Genomic DNA, 21,969 nt, shown 5'->3' on the forward strand with positions numbered 1-21,969 from the left:
GTTCGAGGCCGGCTCAGTGATAGAAAGGGCCGTCTGAGAACAGTCTGAGGACCACTCCAGCGCGACCGTGGGTGGCTAAAAATCAGTGACAGAGGGGGAGCGCTGATGACTCAGCCGCCCAACCAGCCGCCTCAGGGCGGCTTCGGAGCACCGCACGACCAGCCGACGCAGTCCTTCGGGGGACCGCAGGACCCGGGCCAGAACCCGCCGCAGGATCCGCGGCAGGGAGCGACGCCTCCGCCGCCCGCGCAGCCGCCCCAGGCGCCGCCGCCCCCGCAGGGCCCGCCCGCCGGCGCTCCGGGGGCCCCGCCGGCCGGCCCTCCGCAGCCCGGTTACGGCTATCCGCAGCAGCCCGGCCCGTACGCCCAGCCGGGTCCGTACTCCCCGCCGGGCCAGTACGCCCAGCAGCCCGGCCCCTACGGGCAGCCCCAGCAGCCGGGCCCGTACGGCCAGCCCGGTCCCTACGGGCAGCCGCCGCAGGCCGGTTACGGCTATCCGCAGGCCCAGTACCCCGGCGGTCCTGGCACCCCGCCGCCCGGCGGCGGGTCCAGGAACCCCTTCAAGGGCAGGCCCGCGGTCATCATCGGTGCCGCGGTCGCCGCGCTGCTCGTCCTGAGCGGCGTGGTGTTCGCCGTCACGAGTGGTGACGACGGCGGCGACAAGAAGCCGGCCGCCGACAAGAGCCAGGACGCCAAGCCGTCCGCGTCCACCCCGGTCAACGAGGGTGACGGCAGCGGCGACGGCGGTGCGGACCCGGACAACCTCAACGACGGCCGCAAGCCCGGCGAGGCGAAGGTCCTCTGGTACAAGGAGGCGCCGGACGCGCCCGGTTCCGGAGCCGACGCCGACGGCATGTGGATCACCGGCAAGACGGCGGTGAAGGCGGCGTACAAGCAGCTCTTCGCCTACAACGTCGGTGACGGCAGGCCCACGTGGGACCCGGTCACGTTCGGGCAGAAGATCTGTGCGACCACCCCGCAGAAGACGTCCGACGACAAGATCGTCGTCGCGTACAAGAGCGGCAGCAGCGACAGCGCCAAGTGCAACCAGCTCCAGGAGATCGACCTCGCCACCGGCAAGAAGGGCTGGACCACGAAGGTCGCCGACGGCGGCCTGTTCGACAGCGCCCTCTCGATCGAGCTGACCCTCACCGGCGACACCCTGATGGTGGGCCGCTCGCAGTCCGGTACCGCGTACGACGCCGGCACCGGTAAGAAGCTGTGGGACAAGGAGAAGTACGGCTCGGCCTGCTTCCCCACCGCGTTCGCCGGCGGCAGCAAGCTGATCTCCGTCGCGTCCTGCGGCGCCAGCACCTCGAACGAGCACGACGAGGTGCAGGAGCTCGACCCGAAGACGGGCAAGGTCAGGTGGACCCAGAAGGTCGCCAAGGGCTGGCAGGTCGCCCGCACTTACTCCGTCGACCCCGTCGTCCTCTACCTCACCAACGAGGACAAGAAGCAGTGGAACATCTCCACGCTGAAGAGCAACGGGACGATCCGCTCGCAGGTCGACATCGACGAGTCGTTCGCGCCGGAGTGCGGCTGGGCGATCCTGGCCCGTGACCTCCAGGGCTGCACCGGTGTCGCGGCCGACGCCAACACCCTCTACCTGCCGACCGAGGCGAAGAGCGGGCCCAACGAGGTCGTCGCGATCAGCCTGGAGACCGGCAAGGAGAAGTGGCGCACCAAGTCGCCGACGGACCAGTCGATGCTGCCGCTGAAGCTGGACGGCGGCAACCTCGTCGCGTACGTCGAGCCGTCGTACGACGCGGGTGGCGAGATCGTCTCCATCCCGACCGGCGGCGGCCACAAGGCGACGAAGCTGCTGCAGAACCCGCAGGGCGCCGCCGACATCGAGAACAGCTTCTTCTCCAGGGCGATCGACTACGTGGACGGGCGCTTCTACATCTCCACGACCCGGCTGACGGGCAATGACGAATCGAAGGAGAAGTTGATGCTGGCCTACGGCAAGTGACCGCCGGCCAACGGAAATCGATCCTCCCGCCCGTCCTTTCGCGCCCCGCGCATACCGAGTACTCCGAGGTAGACACGTCATGAGCCAGCCGCCGCCCCCGCCGCCCAACCAGCCCCCGCCGGGCGGTTTCGGCGCACCGCAGGACCCGCCGCCGGGCGGCTTCGGCGCCCCCCAGCCCCCGCCCCCGGGCGGCTTCGGCGCGCCCCAGCCCCCGCAGGGCCCCGGTTACGGCTACCCGCAGGCACCGCCGCCCGCCCCGCCGCAGGGCCCGCCCCCGCAGCCGCCGCAGGGCCCGGGGTACGGCTATCCGCAGGCACCCCAGCCTCCGCAGGCGCCGCCCGCCCCGCCCGGCTACGGCTACCCGGGCCAGCAGCCCCAGCAGCCCTACGGCTACCCGCAGCCACAGACCTACCCCATGCAGCCGCAGGTGCCGCAGGGCGGCGGCCGGAAGGCCAGCCCGCAGCTGCTCATCATCGTCGCCGCGGTGGTGGCCATCGCCCTGATCGTCGGCGGCGGCATCTGGTACGCGTCCTCCTCCGGCAAGGACGACAACAGCAAGGACACCTCCGCGGGTCCGGGCAACCCCAGTGGTGGCTCCGACGGCGACGAGGACAAGGGCGGCGACACCGGCACCTCCGGCGGCGCCAAGGAGAAGGCGCCGGCCGACCCGAGCGCCGAGGTTCTCTTCCAGGTGCCGGCGCCCGAGGTCAAGGACAAGAACCAGATCGACAGCGTCGCGGGCTCCTGGCTCACCGACTCGGTCTACGCCAAGGCCGGCGTCTACAAGATCGTGGGCTACGACCCCGACAGCGGCTCCGCGAAGTGGACGCTTCCGCTGCCCGGCCAGACCTGCGCGGGCTCGCCCGAGATCACCGAGGACGGTGTCGCCGCGGTCGTCACCGAGGCGGCCAAGCGCAACAGCAAGGGCGACCACCAGTCCTGCACCCAGGTCACCGCCTTCGAGGTGAGCACCGGCAAGAAGCTGTGGACGAAGAGCGTCGACATCAGCGGCTCGAAGGTCGCGTTCGGCGAGATCACCATCAGCGGCAGCACCGTCGCGGTCGGCGGCGGCTACTCCGGCGGTGCCGCCTTCGACGCCACGAGCGGCAAGGTGCTGTGGCAGCCGAAGGTCGGCTCCTGCGAGGACGTCGGCTACGCGGGCGGCGACCAGCTCGTCGCGGTCCGCAAGTGTGGCGACTACGGCGACGAGAAGTACCAGGTCCAGCTGCTCGACCCGAAGACCGGCAGCGTCAAGTGGACGTACAACGTCCCCGCCGGCATCGACAACGCCAAGGTGATCTCCACCAAGCCGGTGGTCTTCGGTGTGGACGCCGGTGAGATCACCGCGTCCGGTGTCACGGACGTCTTCTCGCTCGACGGCAGCGGCAAGCTGCGCACCAAGATCACGCTGGCGGACGGCAAGTACGAGCACGACTGCGGTGTCGGCAAGGTCCACGACTGCAAGGGGATCACGGTCGGCAACGACAAGCTCTACGTCCCGACCAAGGAGCACGACGGCAGCGCCCAGTACAGCCAGACCAACGAGATCATCTCCTTCTCGCTGGCCACCGGGAAGACCACCGGGGACAAGATCGACGCGGGGGACGGCTACACGATCTTCCCGATGCGCATGGACGGCGGCAACGTCATCGCGTACAAGGACGGCCCCTACGACAAGGGAGCCCAGGTCATCTCCGTCAACGGCACCTCGCTGAAGGCGAGCGAGCTCCTGGAGACCCCCTCGTCCGAGAGCGTCCTGAAGGCGATCAGCAGCATGGTCCCGGAGTCCGCCGAGCTGCTCTACACCGACGGCCGGCTCTTCATGGGCAAGGAACTCGTCAGCAAGCCGTACTCCGCGGACGAGAAGGAATACACGGCGCTCGGATTCGGCGCCAAGTAACCGGCGTCGGCACCCCGGCCGACGGCCCCGCCCCTGCTCAGGGGCGGGGCCGTGCGCGTACCCCGCATCATTCGCGTATGGGAGGGATTTCGGTATTCCGGGCACTTCTCTCCAGTAGGGGAAGCGCAACGTCGAACAAGCGTGTAGCTTCCGGGGGATGGAGAGCCGGGGGGCTCCTTCCACGGGGAACCAGTGGGGATGCTCAGGGGGACTGGGGGGTTGCTCGATGGGGGTTCGGCTCATGGTGGTCGACGACCACCGACTGCTCGCCGAGGCGCTGGCCTCGGCGTTGAAGCTGCGCGGGCACCGGGTGCTCGCGGCGGCCGCGCCCGCGGCGGGAGCGGCGGAACTGGTGATCGCACGGGCACCCGAGGTGTGCCTGATCGGCACGGCGACACCTGACGAGCCGGGCATCTTCGACCCGGTGGTGAAGATCAAGAAGGAGCGCCCGCAGGTGGCGGTCCTGGTGCTCGGCCCGGTGCCCAATCCGCGGGGAATCGCCGCCGCGTTCGCGTCCGGTGCCTCCGGTTACGTACGGCACGACGAGCGCATCGAGGGTGTGGAGCGCGCGATCATGAAGGCCAGGGCCGGGGAGGCCGCCGTGGCACCGCAGTTGCTGCAGGGGGCCTTCAGCGAGCTGCTCAATCCGGCCGCTCAGCCCGACGACGAGGGCCAGCGACTGCTCCAGATGCTCACGCCCCGCGAGGTGGAGGTGCTGGTGAGAGTGGCCGACGGTGAGGACACCCGGCTCATCGCGGCGGGCATGGGGATCGCGCCCAGCACCGCGCGCACCCACGTCCAGCGGGTCCTGATGAAGCTCGGGGTGGGGTCCCGCCTGGAGGCGGCGGCGCTCGCCGCGCGGACGGGTCTGCTCGACCGGGCCGGGCCCCTGCCGACCTCTCTCGGAACGGCGGAGGAGCCGGGCCTGCACTGAGGGACTGAGGGACTGAGGTACTCGGAGGCGCGGCCTCTGCACAGGTGGCCCTTGCCGGTGCCACGCATGCGGGGCCGGAGTTCCGAGAGGGAACTCCGGCCCCGTGCAAGGGTGTTGCGTCGCGTTTCGCTCTGTTACTTCGAGGGTTCCTCGGCGGTGTCGGGCTCGACGGGCGGCACCACCACGGGGCGCAGCTTCATCCAGACCAGGAAGAACAGCCCCAGGGCGAGCATCGCGAGGCCCGTCCAGAGGTTGATGTTGACGTCCTGCGCCTTCTTGAGGTCGGCGTCGGACGGGTTGATCCCGGCGATCGTGACGATGATGCCGTAGACGACGAACAGGCCGCCGATGATCCGCCGGATGTCGAAGAGACGGGCGGCGGTGGTGGACTTGCTCTCCAGTTCGGAGACTTCGCGTTGCAGTTCGGACATGGTGTGTCTGCCTCCGATCGGTCAGAAGGAATACGGGATGTAGCAGAGGGCCGCCAGGACGACCGCGCCCCAGCCGAGCAGCGACGGCCTGCGGTACCAGGCGTCGTCGCCCGTGGCAGGCGGCTCCGCCATGCCCGGTGAGGTCGTTCCGTAGACCAGACCGGCCAGTTCGGCCTCCGGCTTCGGGGCCGTGAACAGGGTGACGGCGACCATGACGACCGCGCCCGCGACGAACCCGACGATCGCCGAGACGAAGTTGGCGCCCTGGTCGCTGGGGATGCTGATGACGCCCTGCTTGTAGATCCAGAAGTAGTTGACCATCGCGGCCGTGGTGCCCGCGAACAGGCCCCAGACACCGGACTTCATCGAAGCGCGCTTCCAGAACATGCCGATGATGAAGACCACGAACATCGGCACGTTGAAGAAGGAGAAGAGCGTCTGGAGGTAGCTCATGATGTTCGAGAAGCTGGACGCGATGAAGGCCGTGCCGATCGAGGCCAGCACGCCGACCGCGGTGATCAGCCGGCCGAACTTCACGTAGTAGCCGTCCTCGCGGTCCTTGACCACGTACCGCTGCCAGATGTCCGTGGTGAACACGGTGTTGAAGGACGACACGTTGGCCGCCATGCCCGCCATGAAGGCGGCGAGCAGACCGGTCACCGCGATGCCCAGCACGCCGTTGGGGAGCAACTCCTGCATGAGGTACGGGATCGCCTCGTTGTACTGGAGGCTCGATCCGCTGGTGCCGATCTTGGGGACCAGCACCGCGGCCACCAGGCCCGGGATCATCACCAGGAAGACGATGAAGATCTTCGGGAAGGCGGCGATCAGCGGAGTGCGCTGGGCGGCCGAGAGGTTCTTCGCGGACAGGGCGCGCTGCACCTCGGCGAAGTTGGTCGTCCAGTAACCGAAGGAGAGCACGAAGCCGAGTCCGAGGATGATCGTCAGCCAGTTCGCGCCGAGCGGGTTCGCGTGGCCGATGCCCGTACCGGCCCACGCCGACAGGAAGTTGTCGCCGTGACTCTTGGTGAGCGAGTCGCTGAGGCCGTCCCAGCCGCCGACCTTCTTCAGGCCGAGGATGGTGATCGGGATGAGCGCGGCGAGGATGACGAAGAACTGGAGTACTTCGTTGTAGATCGCCGAGGACAGACCGCCGACCGTGATGTACGCGAGCACCAGGAAGCCGGCGACCACGATCGCCACCCACTGCGGCCAGCCGAGCAGCGCCTCGACGACGATCGCCAGGGCGTACAGGTTGACGCCGGCGATGAGTACGGCGGCGAAGGCGAACAGGACCGAGCTCAGCAGGTGCGCGGACTTGTCGAAGCGCTGGAGCAGGAACTCCGGCACCGAACGGACCTTGGAGCCGTAGTAGAACGGCATCATCACCAGGCCGAGGAAGACCATGGCCGGGATGGCGCCGATCCAGTACCAGTGGACGACCGCGACGCCGTACTGCGCGCCGGTCGCCGCCATGCCCAGGATCTCGGTGGCGCCCAGGTTGGCCGCGATGAACGCGAGACCGGTGACCCAGGCGGGCAGGGAGCGCCCGGAGAGGAAGAAGTCGAGGCTGGTCTTCACCGAGCGGCGGGCCGCGAAACCGATGCCCAGGACGACGACGAAATAGATCGCCAGGATCGTGTAGTCGAGTCCGTTCGTCGGGAGACGGAGCCCTTCGGCCAGATAAGTGGGGGACTGCATAGGAGCTCGCTTCGTTGCGTGAACGTATCCGACCGGAACCTACGCCTCCATCTTTAGAAAATGAACACTTAGGGTGATGTTCTTTGTTTGATTGTGATGTTGACGTCCGTGGTGTCTTGTGGTTTGTTGTGTTCGGTTCTGTTTGATGGGTGCGGATGGGGAGTCCCACGTGAAGAAGACCTCGACCCGGCTGGCCGACGGTCGTGAGCTCATCTACTACGACTCACGGGACGACACCGTCCGCGACGCGGTCGACCGGCGCCCGCTCGACCCGACCGTCACCACCTCGGAGATCCGGCGCGATCCCCTGCTCGGCGACTCGGTCGCCATCGCCTCGCACCGCCAGGGCCGCACCTACCATCCGCCGGCCGACGAATGCCCCCTGTGCCCGTCCCAGGGCGAGCGGCTCAGCGAGATCCCCGACTCCTCGTACGACGTCGTGGTCTTCGAGAACCGCTTCCCCTCGCTGGCCGGCGACTCCGGCCGCTGCGAGGTCGTCTGCTTCACCTCCGACCACGACGCGGCCTTCGCCGACCTCACCGAGGACCAGGCGGGCCTGGTCCTGGACGCGTGGACGGACCGCACCGCCGAGCTGTCCCATCTGCCCTCCGTCGAGCAGGTCTTCTGCTTCGAGAACCGCGGCGCCGAGATCGGGGTGACCCTCGGCCATCCGCACGGCCAGATCTACGCCTACCCGTTCACCACTCCGCGTACGGCTCTGATGCTGCGTTCACTGGCAACTCATAAGGAGGCGACCGGCGGGGAGAACCTCTTCGACGAGGTCGTCGCGCGGGAACTCGCCGACGGCTCCCGGCTCGTCCTGACGAGCGAGCACTGGGTGGCCTTCGTGCCGTACGCGGCGCACTGGCCCTACGAGGTGCACCTCTACCCGCGCCGCCGGGTGCCCGACCTGCTGGGCCTCGACGAGGGCGCACGCACAGAGTTTCCCCAGGTCTATCTGGAACTCTTGAGGCGCTTCGACCGGATCTTCGGCGAGGGTGAACCCGCGACGCCGTACATCGCCGCCTGGCATCAGGCGCCGTTCGGTGCGCTGGAGGAGTTCGACGGCATCAGCCGGGACGACTTCGCGCTCCACCTCGAGCTTTTCACCATTCGCCGCACTTCCGGCAAGCTGAAGTTTCTCGCGGGTTCCGAGTCCGGCATGAGCGTGTTCATCAACGACGTGCCGCCGGAGACCGCGGCCCAGCGACTGCGAGAGGTAGCGAGTTCATGAGTGGGAAGTACCTGGTCACCGGCGGTGCGGGCTATGTGGGCAGTGTGGTCGCGCGGCACCTGGTGGAGGCGGGCCATGACGTCACCGTCCTCGACAACCTCTCCACCGGTTTCCGCGAGGGCGTCCCGGCGGGTGCCTCGTTCATCGAGGGCGACATCCGCGATGCCGCCAAGTGGCTGGACTCCTCGTACGACGCCGTCCTGCACTTCGCCGCCTTCTCGCAGGTCGGCGAGTCCGTCGTGAAGCCCGAGAAGTACTGGGACAACAACGTCGGCGGCACGATGGCGCTGCTCGCGGCGATGCGCGAGGCCGGCGTGCGCAAGCTGGTCTTCTCCTCCACGGCCGCCACCTACGGCGAGCCGGTGAACACCCCGATCACCGAGGCCGACCCGACCGCCCCGACCTCGCCGTACGGCGCCTCCAAGCTCGCCGTCGACCACATGATCAGCGGCGAGGCGGTCGCGCACGGACTCGGCGCGGTGTCCCTGCGCTACTTCAACGTGGCGGGCGCGTACGGCAGCAGCGGCGAACGGCACGACCCCGAGTCGCACCTCATCCCGCTCGTCCTCCAGGTCGCCCAGGGCCGCCGCGAGGCGATCTCCGTCTTCGGCGACGACTACCCGACGCCGGACGGCACCTGCATCCGCGACTACATCCACGTCGCCGACCTCGCCGAGGCGCACCTGCTGGCGCTGGACGCGGCCACCTCGGGCGAGCACCTGATCTGCAACCTCGGCAACGGCAACGGCTTCTCGGTCCGCGAGGTCATCGAGACCGTCCGCCAGGTCACCGGGCACCCGATCCCGGAAGTCATGGCCCCACGCCGCGGCGGCGACCCGGCCGTCCTGGTCGCCTCGGCCGCCACCGCGCGCGAGCGACTCGGCTGGAACCCGTCCCGCGCGGATCTCGCGGGAATCGTCGCGGACGCGTGGGCGTTCGCGCAGAACATCTCGGAGGAGTAGCCGGTGGGGGTTCGCGAAGGGTTCGAGGAGCTGTACGGGACCGCGCCGGAGGGTGTCTGGGCGGCCCCCGGCCGGGTCAACCTGATCGGCGAGTACACGGACTTCAACGAGGGGTTCGTGATGCCGCTCGCCCTGCCGCACACCGCGGTGGCGGCGGTGTCCCGGCGCGACGACGGCGTCCTGCGGCTGCACTCGGCCGACATCGAGGGACCGGTCGTCGAGCTGCACGTGGACGCGCTGGAGCCGCTGACCAACACGAGCTGGGCCGCGTACCCGGCCGGTGTGGTGTGGGCGCTGCGCGAGGCCGGGCACCTGACGGTCACCGGCGCGGACGTGCATCTGGCCTCCACCGTGCCCACGGGCGCGGGCCTCTCCTCCTCGGCGGCCCTCGAAGTGGTCACGGCCCTCGCCCTGAACGACCTCTGCGAACTGGGCCTCACCCGGCCCGAACTGGCCCGGCTGGCCCAGCGCGCGGAGAACGACTTCGTCGGCGTGCCCTGCGGGATCATGGACCAGACCGCGTCGGCGTGCTGCACCGAGGGGCACGCCCTGCACCTCGACTGCCGTGACCTGTCCATCCGCCAGGTTCCCTTCGACCTGGCCGCCCACGGCCTCGCCCTCCTCGTCGTCGACACCCGCGTGAAGCACGCCCTCGGCGACGGGGCGTACGCGGAGCGGCGCGCGGGGTGCGAGGAGGGCGCGCGGCAGCTGGGTGTGTCCCATCTGCGCGACGTGGCGTACGCGGGGTTGTCCGACGCGCTCGACCGGCTCACCGACGAGCGTGTGCGCCGCTATGTGCGCCATGTCGTCTCCGACGACCACCGGGTCGAGCAGGTCATCGGCCTGCTCGACGCGGGTGACGTCCGGGGCATCGGGCCCGTCCTGACCGCCGGGCACGCCTCGCTCCGCGACGATCTGCGCATCTCCTGCCCGGAGTTGGATCTCGTCGTGTCCGCCGCGAACTCGGCGGGTGCCGTCGGGGCCCGGATGACCGGCGGCGGCTTCGGCGGCTCGGCCGTCGTCCTCGTGGAGGCCGCCGACGTCGACACCGTCACGAAGGCGGTCACCGAGGCGTTCGCCGCCGCGGGCTTCACCGCGCCCCGGGTGTTCCCGGGGCTCCCTTCGGCCGGGGCCCGGCGCCTGTCCTGAGCCCTGGGTTGTCTCGCCCCCTCCGCCCCTGCCCGTCCCGTACCGGGGGCCAGCCCCCGGACCCCCGCTCCTCAAGCGCCGGAGGGGCTGAATTCCTTCGCCGGTGCGGAGAAAGTTCTTAGCCCGTCCGGCGATTGAGGACGAGCGCGTCAGCGCGATACGGGGGTCTGGGGGCGGAGCCCCCAGGAACAAGGGACGGGTAGGGGCGGCGGGGGCGAAAACCCCTCCGCTCAAGCCAACCGCTTCGTCAGCGTGTACTCCGTGATCCCCGGCGGGTAGTCGGGGATCACGCACACCACCTCGTACCCCTGCTTCTTGTAGAACTCGGGGGCCTGGAAGTCCCAGGTCTCCAGCCGGGAGCTGCGGCACCCACGCTCCTCGACGGAGAGCCGCTCCGCCGAGGCCAGCAGCCGCGACCCGAGACCGGCCCCCCGGTACCGGTCGTCCACCCAGAGGTACGTCACATGGAGCCACCCGGCCCAGGTGTACCCGACCAGCCCCCCGGCAACGGCATCCGCGTCGTCCAACGCCCAGACATGGAGCGGAACCTCACGCTCCCCGGGAGTCCCCCGCAGCGAACGCAGAACCGGCGACGCCCGGGTGTTGGCGTCCCGCAGCCGCACATGCAGCAGATCCCGCCGCTCCTTGTCGACTCCTGTCTCCATACGAAACATACGGCTCACCATAAACGGGCCCGGCCCATCAGTTCTGCGATTCGCCTTCCGCTCCCCGCTCCCGGCCCTACCCTGATGAACAGCGCCGGTGGGGGCCGGTGCTGATCAGGGGGCGAGACAGTCGGGTACGACGCCCGGTGTGGGGGTAGCAGTTCCAGCACGGCGGCGGCCGTGCGGCTGCGCCGGCCCACCCCGGGCCCTAGGGGCGTGGGGTCGCTCCGGGCGCCGTACCTGCCTCGGTCGTCCTCCGACAGTGGGGGTTTCAGTGGTTCGCATTCGAGTCCTGGTCGTCGACGACCACCGCATCTTCGCCGAGTCGCTCGCAGCCGCCCTGGCCGCCGAGCCCGACGTGGACGTGTCCGCCGCGGGCAGCGGGCCCGCCGCGCTGCGCTGCCTGGAGCGGGCGTCCGCGGAAGGCCGCAGATTCGATGTGATGCTCGTCGACGCCGACCTCGGCGGCAATGTGACCGGGATACGCCCGGCGGTACCCGTCCAGGCGAGCAACGAGGACGGGCTCGTCGACGGGATCTCGCTCGTCGCGGGGGTCCGCTCCGGTCAACCCGGTGTGCGTACGGTCGTGCTCGCCGAAAAGGACGATCCGCGCCGGGCCGCGCTCGCCCTGCAGGCCGGTGCCTCGGGGTGGGTCGCCAAGGACTGTTCGCTGTCCCGGCTGCTGACCGTCATACGGGGTGTCCTGCGCGACGAGACACATCTGCCGCCCGCCCTGCTCACCGGGGTGCTGCGCGAGCTGACGGCCGCCCGCAAGCACCGCACCGAGAGCGAGCGGCTGGTGGAGTCCCTCACGCCGAGGGAGCGGGAAGTCCTGCGGTGCATGGTGGCCGGGCTGGGGCGCAAGGCCGTCGCCGAGCGCCTGTTCCTCTCCCCGCACACCGTCCGTACGCATATGCAGAACGTCCTCGGCAAGCTCGGGGTGCACTCCACCCTGGCCGCCGTAGCCCTCGCGCGCCGCGCGGGCGTCGGGCCGGTCGACCTAACCGGGGATGTTGTCGAACGGGGCGGTCAACTGGCGTAGCAACCCGGCCAGTTCACCCCGCTGGGCGCGGCTCAGTTCCGCCAGGATCGCGCGCTCCTGGTCCAGCAGGCCGGCCAGCGCCTGGTCGGCGCGGTCGCGGCCCTCGTCGGTGAGCCGGACGAGCACGCCACGGCGGTCACTGGGGTCGGGCAGCCGCTCGACCAGGCCCTTCTTCGCCAGCCGGTCGATGCGGTTGGTCATCGTGCCGGACGTGACCAGGGTCTGGGTGAGCAGCTGTCCGGGGGAGAGCTGATACGGGGCTCCCGCGCGCCGCAGCGACGTCAGGACGTCGAACTCCCAGGGCTCCAGGGCGTGCTCGGAGAACGCCAGCCGACGGGCGCGGTCCAGGTGCCGGGCCAGCCGGCTCACCCGGCTGAGCACTTCGAGCGGTTCCACGTCGAGGTCAGGGCGCTCCCGGCGCCATGCTGCGACCAGCCGATCGACCTCGTCCTCCATGACGATCAGTGTAGTGGTTGTGTCGACATGAAGTCTCTTGACGTCAAGATACTTCGGGTGTGAGGGTGGAGACGTACCTCAGCCAGTGACGTCGAGGAGGCCCCGCCATGCCCGCTCCCACCTGGGATCCCGCCCAGTACCTGCGCCACGCTGACCACCGCGCCCGCCCCTTCGCCGACCTCCTCTCCCGCGTCCCCGCGCTCCCCGGGGAACCGGCCCGCATCGCCGACCTGGGCTGCGGCCCCGGGAACGTCACGGCCCTGCTCGCCGAACGCTGGCCCACCGCGCACATCACCGGCTACGACAACTCGCCCGAGATGCTCACCACGGCACGCGCCGGCCACGAGGGCCCCACCGCCGGCGGCGGACGCCTCGACTTCGCCGCCGCCGACGCCCGGACCTGGGTCCCCTCGGAGCCGTACGACCTGATCATCAGCAACGCCACCCTGCAATGGGTGCCCGGGCACACCGACTCCTTCCCCGCCTGGGTGCAGAGCCTCGCCCCCGGCGGCACCTTCGCCTTCCAGGTCCCCGGCAACTTCGACTCGCCCAGTCACCAGCTGATGCGCGACCTCGCCCACTCCACCCGCTGGAAGGACCGCCTCGGTGAGACCCTGCGCCACGACGACGCGGTCCGCACCCCCGCCGCCTACCTGGACCACCTGACCGCCCTCGGCTGCGCGGTGGACGTGTGGGAGACGACGTATTTCCATCTCCTCCAGGGCGAGGACCCGGTGCTGGACTGGGTGAAGGGGACCGGCCTGCGGCCGATCCTCACCGAACTCGGAGCGGAGTCGGAGGCCTTCCTCACCGACTACCGCGCCGCCCTCCGCGAGGCCTACCCGGCCACCGGACACGGCACGGTGTTCCCCTTCCGCCGCATCTTCGCCGTCGCCCGCAGGCCGGCCCGATGATCACCGCCGTCGACCATGTGCAACTGGCCGCGCCGCCGGGCTCGCAGGACGCACTGCGCGCCTACTACGTGGACGTCCTCGGCATGACCGAGATCCCCAAGCCGCCCGTGCTCGCCGCCCGCGGCGGCTGCTGGTTCCAGGCGGGCGCGGCCCAGCTGCACCTGGGGATCGAGCCGGACTTCCGGGCCGCGAAGAAGGCGCACCCGGGGCTGCGGGTGCGCGACATCGAGGCGTACGCCGCCCGGCTCCTCGCCCATCACGCGGCCGTCAGCTGGGACGACGGCCTCCCCGGCCACCGCCGCTTCTACTCCGAGGACCCGGTCGGCAACCGGCTGGAATTCCTGGAGCCGCTGCCGGAGCCTGGGCCCAGTGGCTAGGACTTGCGGTGGCCTATCAGGCGCGGTTTCGCCTCCAGGCCGTCCAGGCCGTGCCAGGCCAGATTGACGAGATGGGCGGCCACCTCGGCCTTCTTCGGACGGCGCACGTCCAGCCACCACTGGCCGGTGAGCGCGACCATCCCGACCAGGGCCTGCGCATACACGGGCGCCAGCTTCGGGTCGAAACCGCGGCTCTTGAACTCGCGGCCCAGAATGTCCTCGACCTGCGTCGCGATGTCCGAGATGAGCGAGGCGAACGTGCCCGTCGACTGCGGGATGGGGGAGTCGCGGACCAGGATCCGGAAGCCGTCCGTGTACTCCTCGATGTAGTCGAGGAGCGCGAACGCGGCCTGCTCGCACAGCTCGCGGGGGTGGCCGGCCGTCAGGGAGCTGGTCACCATGTCCAGCAGCCGCCGCATCTCGCGGTCCACCACCACCGCGTACAAGCCCTCCTTGCCGCCGAAGTGCTCGTACACCACCGGCTTGGAGACCCCGGCCTTCGCCGCGATCTCCTCCACCGACGTGCCCTCGAAGCCCTTCGCGGCGAACAGGGTGCGACCGATCTCAAGGAGCTGTTGCCGTCTTTCGGCCCCGGTCATACGGGTGCGGCGGGTGCGCCGCGGTTTCTCGTTGCCCGGGGTGCTGCTGGAGTCGGTCGCCACAGCGTCCATCATGCCGCGTCGGCGGATTCCGGCTTGCGTCGGTTGCCGGTCCCGTCCTGGTTGCGGCGGGAATCGATACGCGAGCGTGACGGCCAGCGCACGTCATAGGCCCAGCCGAGCTGCTCGCACCAGCGGATGATCCGGGCCGAGGAGTCCACCTGACCGCGGTCCACACCGTGCCGCGCCGACGTCGGGTCGGCATGGTGCAGGTTGTGCCAGGACTCGCCGCACGACAGCACCGCCAGCCACCACACGTTGCCCGAACGGTCACGCGACTTGAAGGGCCGCTTGCCCACCGCGTGACAGATCGAGTTGATCGACCACGTGACGTGGTGCAGCAACGCCACTCGCACCAGCGAGCCCCAGAAGAAACCGGTGAACGCGCCCCACCACGACATCGTGGCCAGACCGCCGATCAGCGGTGGCAGGGCCAGCGAGAGCATCGTCCAGAAAATGAACTGACGGGAGATCGCGCGGAGCGCCGGGTCCTTGACCAGATCAGGCGCGTACTTGTCCTGCGGCGTCCGCTCCTCGTCGAACATCCAGGCGATATGCGCCCACCACAGGCCCTTCATCAGGGCGGGAAGCGTCTCACCGAAGCGCCACGGCGAGTGGGGGTCGCCCTCCGCGTCCGAGAACTTGTGGTGCTTGCGGTGGTCCGCCACCCAGCGGACCAGCGGTCCCTCGACCGCCATCGAGCCGGCGATCGCGAGCGCGATCCGCAGCGGTCGTTTCGCCTTGAACGCACCGTGGGTGAAGTAGCGGTGGTAACCGATCGTGACGCCGTGGCAACCCAGGTAGTAGAAGAAGACCAGCAGGCCGAGGTCGAGCCAGCTCACTCCTCCCCAGTTCCAGGCGAGCGGCACCGCGGCCACCAGAGCGAGGAACGGAACGGTGATGAAGAGGAGAAGCGCGATCTGCTCGAGCGAACCCTTCTTCTCACCGCCCAGCGTGGCAGCCGGGATCGGGTTGTCGTCGTTCGCCTGCGGGGCGTCGTCGATCACATCGGATCTCGTGGTCATGGGCGTCCCCTGTGGGGTCGTGGGTGGAGACGGATGTCCGGGGTACGGATCCCGGGGGCGTCCCGGCAGCAGACGGGATTCCCTACGGTTCCGTAACCTACGGCGTCGTAAGTATGGCAGCGCGCAGGCCGGCGGCAAGAGCCCGAGAGTCTGCGCGTCCGCATGGACACCTATCCTTGGAGTCGGTCGGACAGCGCGGTCCGCTCTGATTTCTTCCCGGATGCCACGGTCCCTATGCGGCACCCGCCGCGCGGTCGCCACCCGGGTTCCCTCCCAGACGAGCTTCAGACGAGCTTCAACACTGCAAGGAGCCGCACCTGTGAGCAGTGCCGACGATCAGACCACGACGACCAGCAGCGAGCTGCGCGCCGACATCCGGCGTTTGGGCGACCTACTGGGTGAGACCCTCGTCCGGCAGGAGGGCCCCGAGCTCCTGGAACTGGTCGAGAAGGTCCGCAGCCTGACCCGCGAGGACGGCGAGGCCGCCGCCGAGCTGCTGCGCGGCACGGAACTGGAGACCGCCGCCAAGCTGGTCCGCGCCTTCTCCACCTACTTCCACCTGGCGAACGTCACCGAGCAGGTGCACCGCGGCCGCGAGCTACGCGCCAAGCGGGCCGCCGAAGGCGGACTCCTCGCCCGGACGGCGGACCGGCTCAAGGACGCCGACCCCGACCACCTGCGCGAGACCGTCAAGCACCTCAACGTCCGGCCGGTCTTCACCGCCCACCCGACGGAGGCCGCCCGCCGCTCGGTCCTCAACAAGCTGCGGCGCATCGCCGCGCTCCTGGAGACCCCGGTCATCGAGGCCGACCGCCGCCGCTACGACACCCGGCTGGCCGAGAACATCGACCTCGTCTGGCAGACCGACGAACTGCGCGTGGTCCGCCCCGAGCCCGCCGACGAGGCCCGCAACGCCATCTACTACCTCGACGAGCTGCACGCCGGCGCGGTCGGCGACGTACTGGAGGACCTCACCGCCGAGCTGGAACGCGTCGGCGTGACACTGCCCGAGACGAGCCGCCCGCTCACCTTCGGCACCTGGATCGGCGGCGACCGCGACGGCAACCCGAACGTCACGCCTCAGGTCACCTGGGACGTCCTGATCCTCCAGCACGAACACGGCATCAACGACGCCCTGGAGCTGATCGACGAGCTGCGCGGCTTCCTCTCCAACTCGATCAGGTACACCGGAGCCACCGAAGAGCTCCTCACCTCCCTGCAGACCGACCTGGAACGGCTCCCCGAGATCAGCCCCCGCTACAAGCGGCTGAACGCCGAGGAGCCCTACCGCCTCAAGGCCACCTGCATCCGCCAGAAGCTGGAGAACACCAAGAAGCGGCTAGCCACCGGGACCCCCCACGTGGACGGACGCGACTACCTCGGCACCGCCGAACTCCTCCACGACCTGGCCCAGATCCAGAGCTCCCTGCGCGAACACCGCGGCGCGCTGTTCGCCGACGGCCGCATGAACCGTACGATCCGCACGCTCGCCGCCTTCGGCCTCCAGCTCGCCACCATGGACGTACGCGAACACGCGGACGCCCACCACCACGCCCTCGGCCAGCTCTTCGACCGGCTCGGCGAGGAGTCCTGGCGCTACGCCGACATGCCCCGCGACTACCGCACCAAGCTGCTCGCCAAGGAACTGCGCTCCCGGCGCCCGCTCGCCCCGAGCCCGGCACCGGTGGACGCGGCGGGGGAAAAGACCCTCGGCGTCTTCCAGACCGTCAAGCGGGCCCTGGAGATCTTCGGGCCCGAGGTCATCGAGTCGTACATCATCTCCATGTGCCAGGGCGCGGACGACGTCTTCGCCGCGGCCGTCCTCGCCCGCGAGGCCGGACTGCTCGACCTGCACGCCGGCTGGGCGAAGATCGGCATCGTGCCGCTGCTGGAGACCACCGACGAGCTGCGCGCCGCGGACGTCATCCTCGACGACATGCTCGCCGACCCCTCGTACCGCCGCCTGGTCGCGCTGCGCGGGGACGTCCAGGAAGTCATGCTCGGCTACTCGGACTCCTCCAAGTTCGGCGGCATCACCACCTCGCAGTGGGAGATCCACCGCGCCCAGCGCCGGCTGCGCGACGTGGCCCACCGCTACGGCGTACGCCTCAGGCTCTTCCACGGCCGCGGCGGCACCGTCGGCCGAGGCGGCGGCCCCTCGCACGACGCGATCCTCGCGCAGCCCTGGGGCACGCTGGAGGGCGAGATCAAGGTGACCGAACAGGGCGAGGTCATCTCCGACAAGTACCTGGTCCCCTCGCTCGCCCGGGAGAACCTGGAACTGACGGTCGCCGCCACCCTCCAGGCCTCCGCGCTGCACACCGCACCGCGCCAGTCCGACGAGGCCCTCGCCCGCTGGGACGCCGCCATGGACGTCGTCTCCGACGCGGCGCACACCAGGTACCGCAAGCTCGTCGAGGACCCCGACCTGCCGACGTACTTCCTCGCCTCCACGCCGGTCGACCAGCTCGCCGACCTGCACCTGGGCTCGCGGCCCTCCCGGCGCCCCGGCTCGGGCGTCTCGCTCGACGGCCTGCGCGCCATCCCGTGGGTCTTCGGCTGGACCCAGTCACGGCAGATCGTGCCGGGCTGGTTCGGAGTCGGCTCGGGCCTGAAGGCACTGCGCGAGGCAGGCCTGCGGCAGGAAGGGGACACCGTGCTCGACGAGATGTACGAGCAGTGGCACTTCTTCCGCAACTTCCTCTCCAACGTGGAGATGACCCTCGCGAAGACCGACCTGCGGATCGCCTCGCACTACGTCGACACCCTGGTGCCCGACGAACTCAAGCACGTCTTCGACGACATCCGCGCCGAGCACGAACTCACCGTCCGCGAGGTCCTGCGGATCACGGGCGGCGAAAAGCTGCTGGACACCAACCCCGTCCTCCAGCAGACCTTCTCCATCCGCGACGCCTACCTGGACCCGATCTCCTACCTCCAGGTCGCCCTGCTCAAGCGCCAGCGCGACGAGGCCGCCGCGGGCTCCGCCCCCGACCCGCTCCTGTCGCGGGCACTCCTGCTCACCGTCAACGGAGTGGCGGCGGGACTGCGCAACACGGGCTGACGGCCCCAGAGGGCCCGCTTCCTCGGGCCCGCCTCCTGACATGACGGTGCCCCCTGCCCGGACCTGGGCAGGGGGCACCGTCATGTCTTTTGTACGGACCCGGCAGGGGCACCGCCATGTGACCTTCGGCGGCGCTCGGCGAGTGACGTCAAAGAGCCAGGAACGTGGCCGTCAGGAAGGCCACCCCCACGCCGGCCATCAGCCACGCCGCGCGCGTCAGCCGCAGACCCCCGGCCACCACGACCGAGGCGAGCAGCAGCGCCCCGGCCAGCGGAACCCACGCGTACAGGAGCCCCGCGGGGCCGGTACGGACGACATGGCTGCTGCCCGGCTTCACGGCGACCGTGTACGTCCGCCCCTTCCGCACCGCGACCGACCGCTCGATCACGACCCGCTCACGGGCCCGCGAACCGGCCGACGTCGGGGTGTACGGGCCCGTGCAGGTGTCCTCACCGCACGCCGTCACGGCCATCGCCCCCTGCTCGCGCCCCTTCGTCAGCATCACGTGCTGGGCGGTGCCCCAGGAACCCCAGACCCCCGCGACCAGAATCAGCGCCGCGACCGTGCCCATCACGGCGATCCGTCCGAACCGCAGCGCCGTGGACGCGCTCTGACGGGAGGACGCAGTGGCAGGCATGGCCGCGATCCTTGGCCATGGCGCTGCGCTCGGTCAACCCGAGCGGGAGGTGGGACGGGGACAAGTCGCCAGTTGTACGCGTACGTCGGGCGCCCGGCACGCGGGGGTCGGCGTCCGCACTCCCGGGTGTCGGCGGCGGGGAGGACGAAGAGGCTGGTCTGGTCGGCGATCGCGGCGGGGCGTCTGCGGATACCCGGCGGCGGCCGCCTGCGGCGCCGGCGTCCTGACCGTGCACCTGCTCCACCGCACCGGAGCCCGCGCCCTCGCCCACCGAACTCGCCCAGAGCCACACCCGAGGCAAAAGCGTCCTCCGGCCGGCCCGCCCCCAAAACCCCCTACAGGTTCAGGAGTTGTACGTGCCCTGCGCCCGCTCCAGACCCTCGATCACCAGACACTCCACGGCATCCGCCGCCCGGTCCACGAAGTAGTCCAGCTCCTTGCGCTCACCCGAGGCGAAATCCTTCAGGACGAAATCCGCGACCTGCATACGGCCCGGCGGACGCCCGATGCCGAACCGCACCCGGTGATACTCCGAACCCATCGCCTTCGTCATCGACTTCAGCCCGTTGTGCCCGTTGTCGCCCCCGCCCAGCTTCAGACGCAGCACCCCGTAATCGATGTCCAGCTCGTCATGCACCGCCACGATGCGCTCGACCGGCACCTTGTAGAACTCCCGCAAAGCGTTCACCGGACCGCCCGACACATTCATGAACGACATCGGCTTGGCCAGAATCACCCGCCGGTTCGCCGGACCCGGCGGACCGATCCGCCCCTCGATCACCTGCGCCTGAGCCTTCCCGGCCCGCTTGAACTTCCCGCCGATCCGCCCCGCCAGCAGATCAGCCACCATGAAACCCACGTTGTGGCGGTTCATGGCGTACTCGGGCCCCGGATTACCCAGCCCCACGATCAGCCAAGGGGCACTGGCATCGGTCGTCACGTCCGCGTCTCCCATACGTCCTTGATACGCGCCAGCCGCCGCCCCGGACGGGAGCGGCGGCTGACAGCTGAGAAATACGGAGGGATCAGGCCTCGGCGGCCGCGTCACCCTCGCCCTCGGTGTCCGCAGCGGCCTCCTCGGCCTGCGCGGCCAGAACCTGCAGCACGACCGCGTCGCCGTCGATCGCCAGCGTGGTGCCCGACGGCAGCGTGATGTCCTTCGCGTGGATGGAGGCACCGGCCTCCAGGCCCTCGATGGAGACGGTGACCGACTCGGGGATGTGGGTGGCCTCGGCCTCGACCGGAAGCGCGTTCAGCACGTGCTCCAGCAGGTAGGCACCCGGAGCCAGCTCACCCTCGGTCTGCACGAAGATCTCGACGTTGACCTTCTCACCGCTACGGACCAGCAGCAGGTCGACGTGCTCGAGGAAACCCTTGATCGCGTCACGCTGCACAGCCTTCGGGATGGCCAGCTGGCTCTTGCCGTCGATGTCCAGCGACAGCAGAACGTTCGGCGTACGCAGCGCCAGCAGCAGGTCGTGACCCGGCAGCGTGATGTGGACCGGGTCGGCACCGTGGCCGTACAGCACACCCGGAACCTTGCTCTCACGGCGGATACGACGGGCGGCACCCTTGCCGAACTCGCTGCGGGTCTCAGCGGCGATCTTGACCTCGGACATGTTCACTCCTCGTAGTACATGGGGAAGGTGGTCACCCGGCCACGAACGGCCTGCTACGAAGAGCGCGTCGATAACGGAGCACCACACAAAAAAGTGCGGCCTCCCTCGCCGAGCAACTTCAGCAGTCTACTCGGCAGGAAGGCCACACCCAAAAGGATCTTTACTGCTCCTCGAACAGGCTCGTCACCGAACCGTCCTCGAAGACCTCACGCACCGCGTTCGCGATCGTCGGCGCGATCGACAGCACCGTGATCTTGTCCAGCTCCAGCTCACCCGGCGTCGGCAGCGTGTCCGTGAACACGAACTCACTCACCTTCGAATTCTTCAACCGGTCCGCCGCCGGACCCGACAGCACACCGTGCGTCGCCGTCACGATGACATCCTCCGCACCGTGCGCGAACAGCGCGTCCGCCGCCGCACAGATGGTGCCACCCGTGTCGATCATGTCGTCCACCAGGACACACACCCGGCCCTCGACATCACCGACCACCTCATGCACGGTGACCTGATGGGCGACGTCCTTGTCACGACGCTTGTGCACGATCGCCAGCGGCGCGTCCAGCCGGTCGCACCAACGGTCCGCCACCCGCACCCGGCCGGCGTCCGGAGACACCACCGTCAGCTTGCTCCGGTCGACCTTCGCCCCCACGTAGTCCGCCAGGATCGGCAGCGCGAAGAGATGATCCACCGGACCGTCGAAGAAGCCCTGGATCTGATCCGTGTGCAGATCCACCGTCAGAATCCGGTGCGCACCCGCCGTCTTCATCAGATCCGCGATCAGACGCGCCGAAATCGGTTCACGCCCCCGGTGCTTCTTGTCCTGCCGCGCGTAACCATAGAACGGCACGATCACCGTGATGCTCCGAGCGGACGCCCGCTTCAGCGCATCGATCATGATCAACTGCTCCATGATCCACTTGTTGATCGGAGCCGTATGGCTCTGCATCAAAAAGCAGTCCGCACCACGCGCCGACTCCTGATAACGGATATAGATCTCACCGTTCGCGAAGTCGAAGGCCTTCGTCGGGACTACCCCGACCCCCAGCTTGTGGGCGACCTCCTCAGCAAGCTCGGGGTGGGCGCGGCCGGAGAAGAACATCATCTTCTTCTCGCCGGTCGTCTTGATCCCGGTCACAGCACTGTCTCCTCAGAGGTCTCTCAGCTGGTCATGCGAGGTGGTATCAGCTGGGGGTGTCGATGTGCACTTATCACGGTACGCCGTGTCA

The 21,969-nt window shown here is 69.5% G+C and carries 20 protein-coding genes; 10 read left to right on the top strand and 10 right to left on the bottom strand.

The features are described 5' to 3' along the window. Window positions 1-105: 105 nt before the first annotated feature. The 3 genes from ACFVYF_RS11375 (at window position 106) to ACFVYF_RS11385 (ending at window position 4,808) form a co-directional block, all read left to right on the top strand. Window positions 106-1,974, top strand: coding sequence for a PQQ-binding-like beta-propeller repeat protein (locus tag ACFVYF_RS11375; protein ID WP_389454357.1), 1,869 nt, complete (start codon window positions 106-108; stop codon window positions 1,972-1,974). Window positions 1,975-2,053: 79 nt separating this feature from the next. Next, on the top strand, window positions 2,054-3,874 hold the full coding sequence (locus ACFVYF_RS11380; protein WP_389454360.1) for a PQQ-binding-like beta-propeller repeat protein: 1,821 nt from the start codon (window positions 2,054-2,056) through the stop codon (window positions 3,872-3,874). A 226-nt stretch (window positions 3,875-4,100) separates the two neighbouring features. Further along, window positions 4,101-4,808 carry a LuxR C-terminal-related transcriptional regulator gene (locus ACFVYF_RS11385; protein WP_389454363.1) on the top strand — a complete coding sequence of 236 codons (708 nt, stop codon included), beginning with the start codon at window positions 4,101-4,103 and terminating at the stop codon, window positions 4,806-4,808. 134 nt (window positions 4,809-4,942) lie between these two features. Here ACFVYF_RS11385 and ACFVYF_RS11390 read toward each other — a convergent pair whose 3' ends face one another. Both ACFVYF_RS11390 and ACFVYF_RS11395 read right to left on the bottom strand, forming a co-directional pair. Beyond that, window positions 4,943-5,239: a hypothetical protein gene (locus tag ACFVYF_RS11390; protein ID WP_389454366.1), complete on the bottom strand. Its 297-nt coding sequence runs from the start codon at window positions 5,237-5,239 to the stop codon at window positions 4,943-4,945. Between the two features lie 21 nt (window positions 5,240-5,260). Next, window positions 5,261-6,940 (bottom strand): sodium:solute symporter family protein, encoded by a 1,680-nt coding sequence (locus tag ACFVYF_RS11395; RefSeq protein ID WP_389454369.1) that lies wholly within the window; start codon window positions 6,938-6,940, stop codon window positions 5,261-5,263. 169 nt (window positions 6,941-7,109) lie between these two features. Between ACFVYF_RS11395 and galT the strand changes: the two genes are divergently transcribed. Genes galT through galK form a run of 3 tightly spaced genes read left to right on the top strand, consistent with a single transcriptional unit; the run spans window position 7,110 to window position 10,285 of the window. Continuing rightward, the gene (gene galT, locus ACFVYF_RS11400; protein WP_389454372.1) at window positions 7,110-8,174 is read left to right on the top strand and encodes a galactose-1-phosphate uridylyltransferase; all 1,065 of its coding nucleotides are present in this window, start codon (window positions 7,110-7,112) and stop codon (window positions 8,172-8,174) included. Beyond that, on the top strand, window positions 8,171-9,136 hold the full coding sequence (gene galE, locus ACFVYF_RS11405; protein WP_389454375.1) for a UDP-glucose 4-epimerase GalE: 966 nt from the start codon (window positions 8,171-8,173) through the stop codon (window positions 9,134-9,136). The genes galT and galE overlap by 4 nt, the downstream gene beginning before the upstream one ends. A 3-nt stretch (window positions 9,137-9,139) precedes the next feature. Then, window positions 9,140-10,285, top strand: a complete 1,146-nt coding sequence (gene galK, locus ACFVYF_RS11410; RefSeq protein WP_389454378.1) for a galactokinase — start codon at window positions 9,140-9,142, stop codon at window positions 10,283-10,285. Between the two features lie 230 nt (window positions 10,286-10,515). Here the strand turns inward: galK and ACFVYF_RS11415 are convergent, their stop codons facing one another. Further along, a complete protein-coding gene (locus tag ACFVYF_RS11415) occupies window positions 10,516-10,971 on the bottom strand; it encodes a GNAT family N-acetyltransferase (protein ID WP_389454381.1) in 456 nt (151 codons plus the stop codon). Between the two features lie 253 nt (window positions 10,972-11,224). Between ACFVYF_RS11415 and ACFVYF_RS11420 the strand changes: the two genes are divergently transcribed. Further along, window positions 11,225-11,992: a LuxR C-terminal-related transcriptional regulator gene (locus ACFVYF_RS11420; RefSeq protein ID WP_389454384.1), complete on the top strand. Its 768-nt coding sequence runs from the start codon at window positions 11,225-11,227 to the stop codon at window positions 11,990-11,992. Here ACFVYF_RS11420 and tamR read toward each other — a convergent pair. After that, on the bottom strand, window positions 11,951-12,448 hold the full coding sequence (tamR, locus tag ACFVYF_RS11425; RefSeq protein WP_389454387.1) for a MarR family transcriptional regulator TamR: 498 nt from the start codon (window positions 12,446-12,448) through the stop codon (window positions 11,951-11,953). The genes ACFVYF_RS11420 and tamR overlap by 42 nt on opposite strands. A 107-nt stretch (window positions 12,449-12,555) precedes the next feature. Here tamR and ACFVYF_RS11430 point away from each other — a divergent pair, with 107 nt between their 5' ends. Continuing rightward, window positions 12,556-13,362 (top strand): trans-aconitate 2-methyltransferase, encoded by an 807-nt coding sequence (locus ACFVYF_RS11430; protein ID WP_389454390.1) that lies wholly within the window; start codon window positions 12,556-12,558, stop codon window positions 13,360-13,362. Then, window positions 13,359-13,739, top strand: a complete 381-nt coding sequence (locus tag ACFVYF_RS11435; RefSeq protein WP_389454393.1) for a VOC family protein — start codon at window positions 13,359-13,361, stop codon at window positions 13,737-13,739. Before ACFVYF_RS11430 ends, ACFVYF_RS11435 begins: the two co-directional genes overlap by 4 nt. Here the strand turns inward: ACFVYF_RS11435 and ACFVYF_RS11440 are convergent. Together ACFVYF_RS11440 and ACFVYF_RS11445 are read right to left on the bottom strand one after the other, a co-directional pair. Then, entirely contained in the window at window positions 13,736-14,413 is a 678-nt protein-coding gene (locus ACFVYF_RS11440; RefSeq protein WP_389454395.1) for a TetR family transcriptional regulator, read from the bottom strand. The two genes, ACFVYF_RS11435 and ACFVYF_RS11440, sit on opposite strands and share 4 nt — an antisense overlap. After that, a complete protein-coding gene (locus ACFVYF_RS11445; protein WP_389454398.1) occupies window positions 14,410-15,423 on the bottom strand; it encodes an acyl-CoA desaturase in 1,014 nt (337 codons plus the stop codon). Before ACFVYF_RS11445 ends, ACFVYF_RS11440 begins: the two co-directional genes overlap by 4 nt. Window positions 15,424-15,742: 319 nt before the next feature. Between ACFVYF_RS11445 and ppc the strand changes: the two genes are divergently transcribed. Further along, entirely contained in the window at window positions 15,743-18,487 is a 2,745-nt protein-coding gene (ppc, locus tag ACFVYF_RS11450) for a phosphoenolpyruvate carboxylase (RefSeq protein WP_389454401.1), read from the top strand. A gap of 148 nt (window positions 18,488-18,635) precedes the next feature. Here the strand turns inward: ppc and ACFVYF_RS11455 are convergent, their stop codons facing one another. From ACFVYF_RS11455 to ACFVYF_RS11470, 4 genes are all read right to left on the bottom strand, one after another. Next, the gene (locus tag ACFVYF_RS11455; protein ID WP_389454404.1) at window positions 18,636-19,124 is read right to left on the bottom strand and encodes a hypothetical protein; all 489 of its coding nucleotides are present in this window, start codon (window positions 19,122-19,124) and stop codon (window positions 18,636-18,638) included. Between the two features lie 343 nt (window positions 19,125-19,467). Then, the gene (gene pth, locus ACFVYF_RS11460; protein WP_383277951.1) at window positions 19,468-20,079 is read right to left on the bottom strand and encodes an aminoacyl-tRNA hydrolase; all 612 of its coding nucleotides are present in this window, start codon (window positions 20,077-20,079) and stop codon (window positions 19,468-19,470) included. Between the two features lie 70 nt (window positions 20,080-20,149). Next, window positions 20,150-20,743, bottom strand: coding sequence for a 50S ribosomal protein L25/general stress protein Ctc (locus ACFVYF_RS11465; protein ID WP_389454407.1), 594 nt, complete (start codon window positions 20,741-20,743; stop codon window positions 20,150-20,152). Between the two features lie 160 nt (window positions 20,744-20,903). After that, a complete protein-coding gene (locus tag ACFVYF_RS11470; RefSeq protein ID WP_389454410.1) occupies window positions 20,904-21,878 on the bottom strand; it encodes a ribose-phosphate diphosphokinase in 975 nt (324 codons plus the stop codon). Window positions 21,879-21,969: the final 91 nt, after the last annotated feature.

The sequence above is a fragment of the Streptomyces sp. NPDC058274 genome (assembly GCF_042881375.1).
In the GTDB taxonomy this organism is placed as follows: domain Bacteria; phylum Actinomycetota; class Actinomycetes; order Streptomycetales; family Streptomycetaceae; genus Streptomyces.

What these genes read in the sequence shown, in the direction of transcription:
- ACFVYF_RS11375 (WP_389454357.1), top strand. Translation starts at nt 106, where the DNA reads ATGACTCAGCCGCCCAACCAGCCGCCTCAGGGCGGCTTCGGAGCACCG.
- ACFVYF_RS11380 (WP_389454360.1), top strand. Translation starts at nt 2,054, where the DNA reads ATGAGCCAGCCGCCGCCCCCGCCGCCCAACCAGCCCCCGCCGGGCGGT.
- ACFVYF_RS11385 (WP_389454363.1), top strand. Translation starts at nt 4,101, where the DNA reads ATGGGGGTTCGGCTCATGGTGGTCGACGACCACCGACTGCTCGCCGAG.
- ACFVYF_RS11390 (WP_389454366.1), bottom strand. Translation starts at nt 5,239, where the DNA reads ATGTCCGAACTGCAACGCGAAGTCTCCGAACTGGAGAGCAAGTCCACC.
- ACFVYF_RS11395 (WP_389454369.1), bottom strand. Translation starts at nt 6,940, where the DNA reads ATGCAGTCCCCCACTTATCTGGCCGAAGGGCTCCGTCTCCCGACGAAC.
- galE (WP_389454375.1), top strand. Translation starts at nt 8,171, where the DNA reads ATGAGTGGGAAGTACCTGGTCACCGGCGGTGCGGGCTATGTGGGCAGT.
- ACFVYF_RS11415 (WP_389454381.1), bottom strand. Translation starts at nt 10,971, where the DNA reads ATGGTGAGCCGTATGTTTCGTATGGAGACAGGAGTCGACAAGGAGCGG.
- tamR (WP_389454387.1), bottom strand. Translation starts at nt 12,448, where the DNA reads ATGGAGGACGAGGTCGATCGGCTGGTCGCAGCATGGCGCCGGGAGCGC.
- ACFVYF_RS11430 (WP_389454390.1), top strand. Translation starts at nt 12,556, where the DNA reads ATGCCCGCTCCCACCTGGGATCCCGCCCAGTACCTGCGCCACGCTGAC.
- ACFVYF_RS11435 (WP_389454393.1), top strand. Translation starts at nt 13,359, where the DNA reads ATGATCACCGCCGTCGACCATGTGCAACTGGCCGCGCCGCCGGGCTCG.
- ACFVYF_RS11440 (WP_389454395.1), bottom strand. Translation starts at nt 14,413, where the DNA reads ATGATGGACGCTGTGGCGACCGACTCCAGCAGCACCCCGGGCAACGAG.
- ACFVYF_RS11445 (WP_389454398.1), bottom strand. Translation starts at nt 15,423, where the DNA reads ATGACCACGAGATCCGATGTGATCGACGACGCCCCGCAGGCGAACGAC.
- ACFVYF_RS11455 (WP_389454404.1), bottom strand. Translation starts at nt 19,124, where the DNA reads ATGCCTGCCACTGCGTCCTCCCGTCAGAGCGCGTCCACGGCGCTGCGG.
- pth (WP_383277951.1), bottom strand. Translation starts at nt 20,079, where the DNA reads ATGGGAGACGCGGACGTGACGACCGATGCCAGTGCCCCTTGGCTGATC.
- ACFVYF_RS11465 (WP_389454407.1), bottom strand. Translation starts at nt 20,743, where the DNA reads ATGTCCGAGGTCAAGATCGCCGCTGAGACCCGCAGCGAGTTCGGCAAG.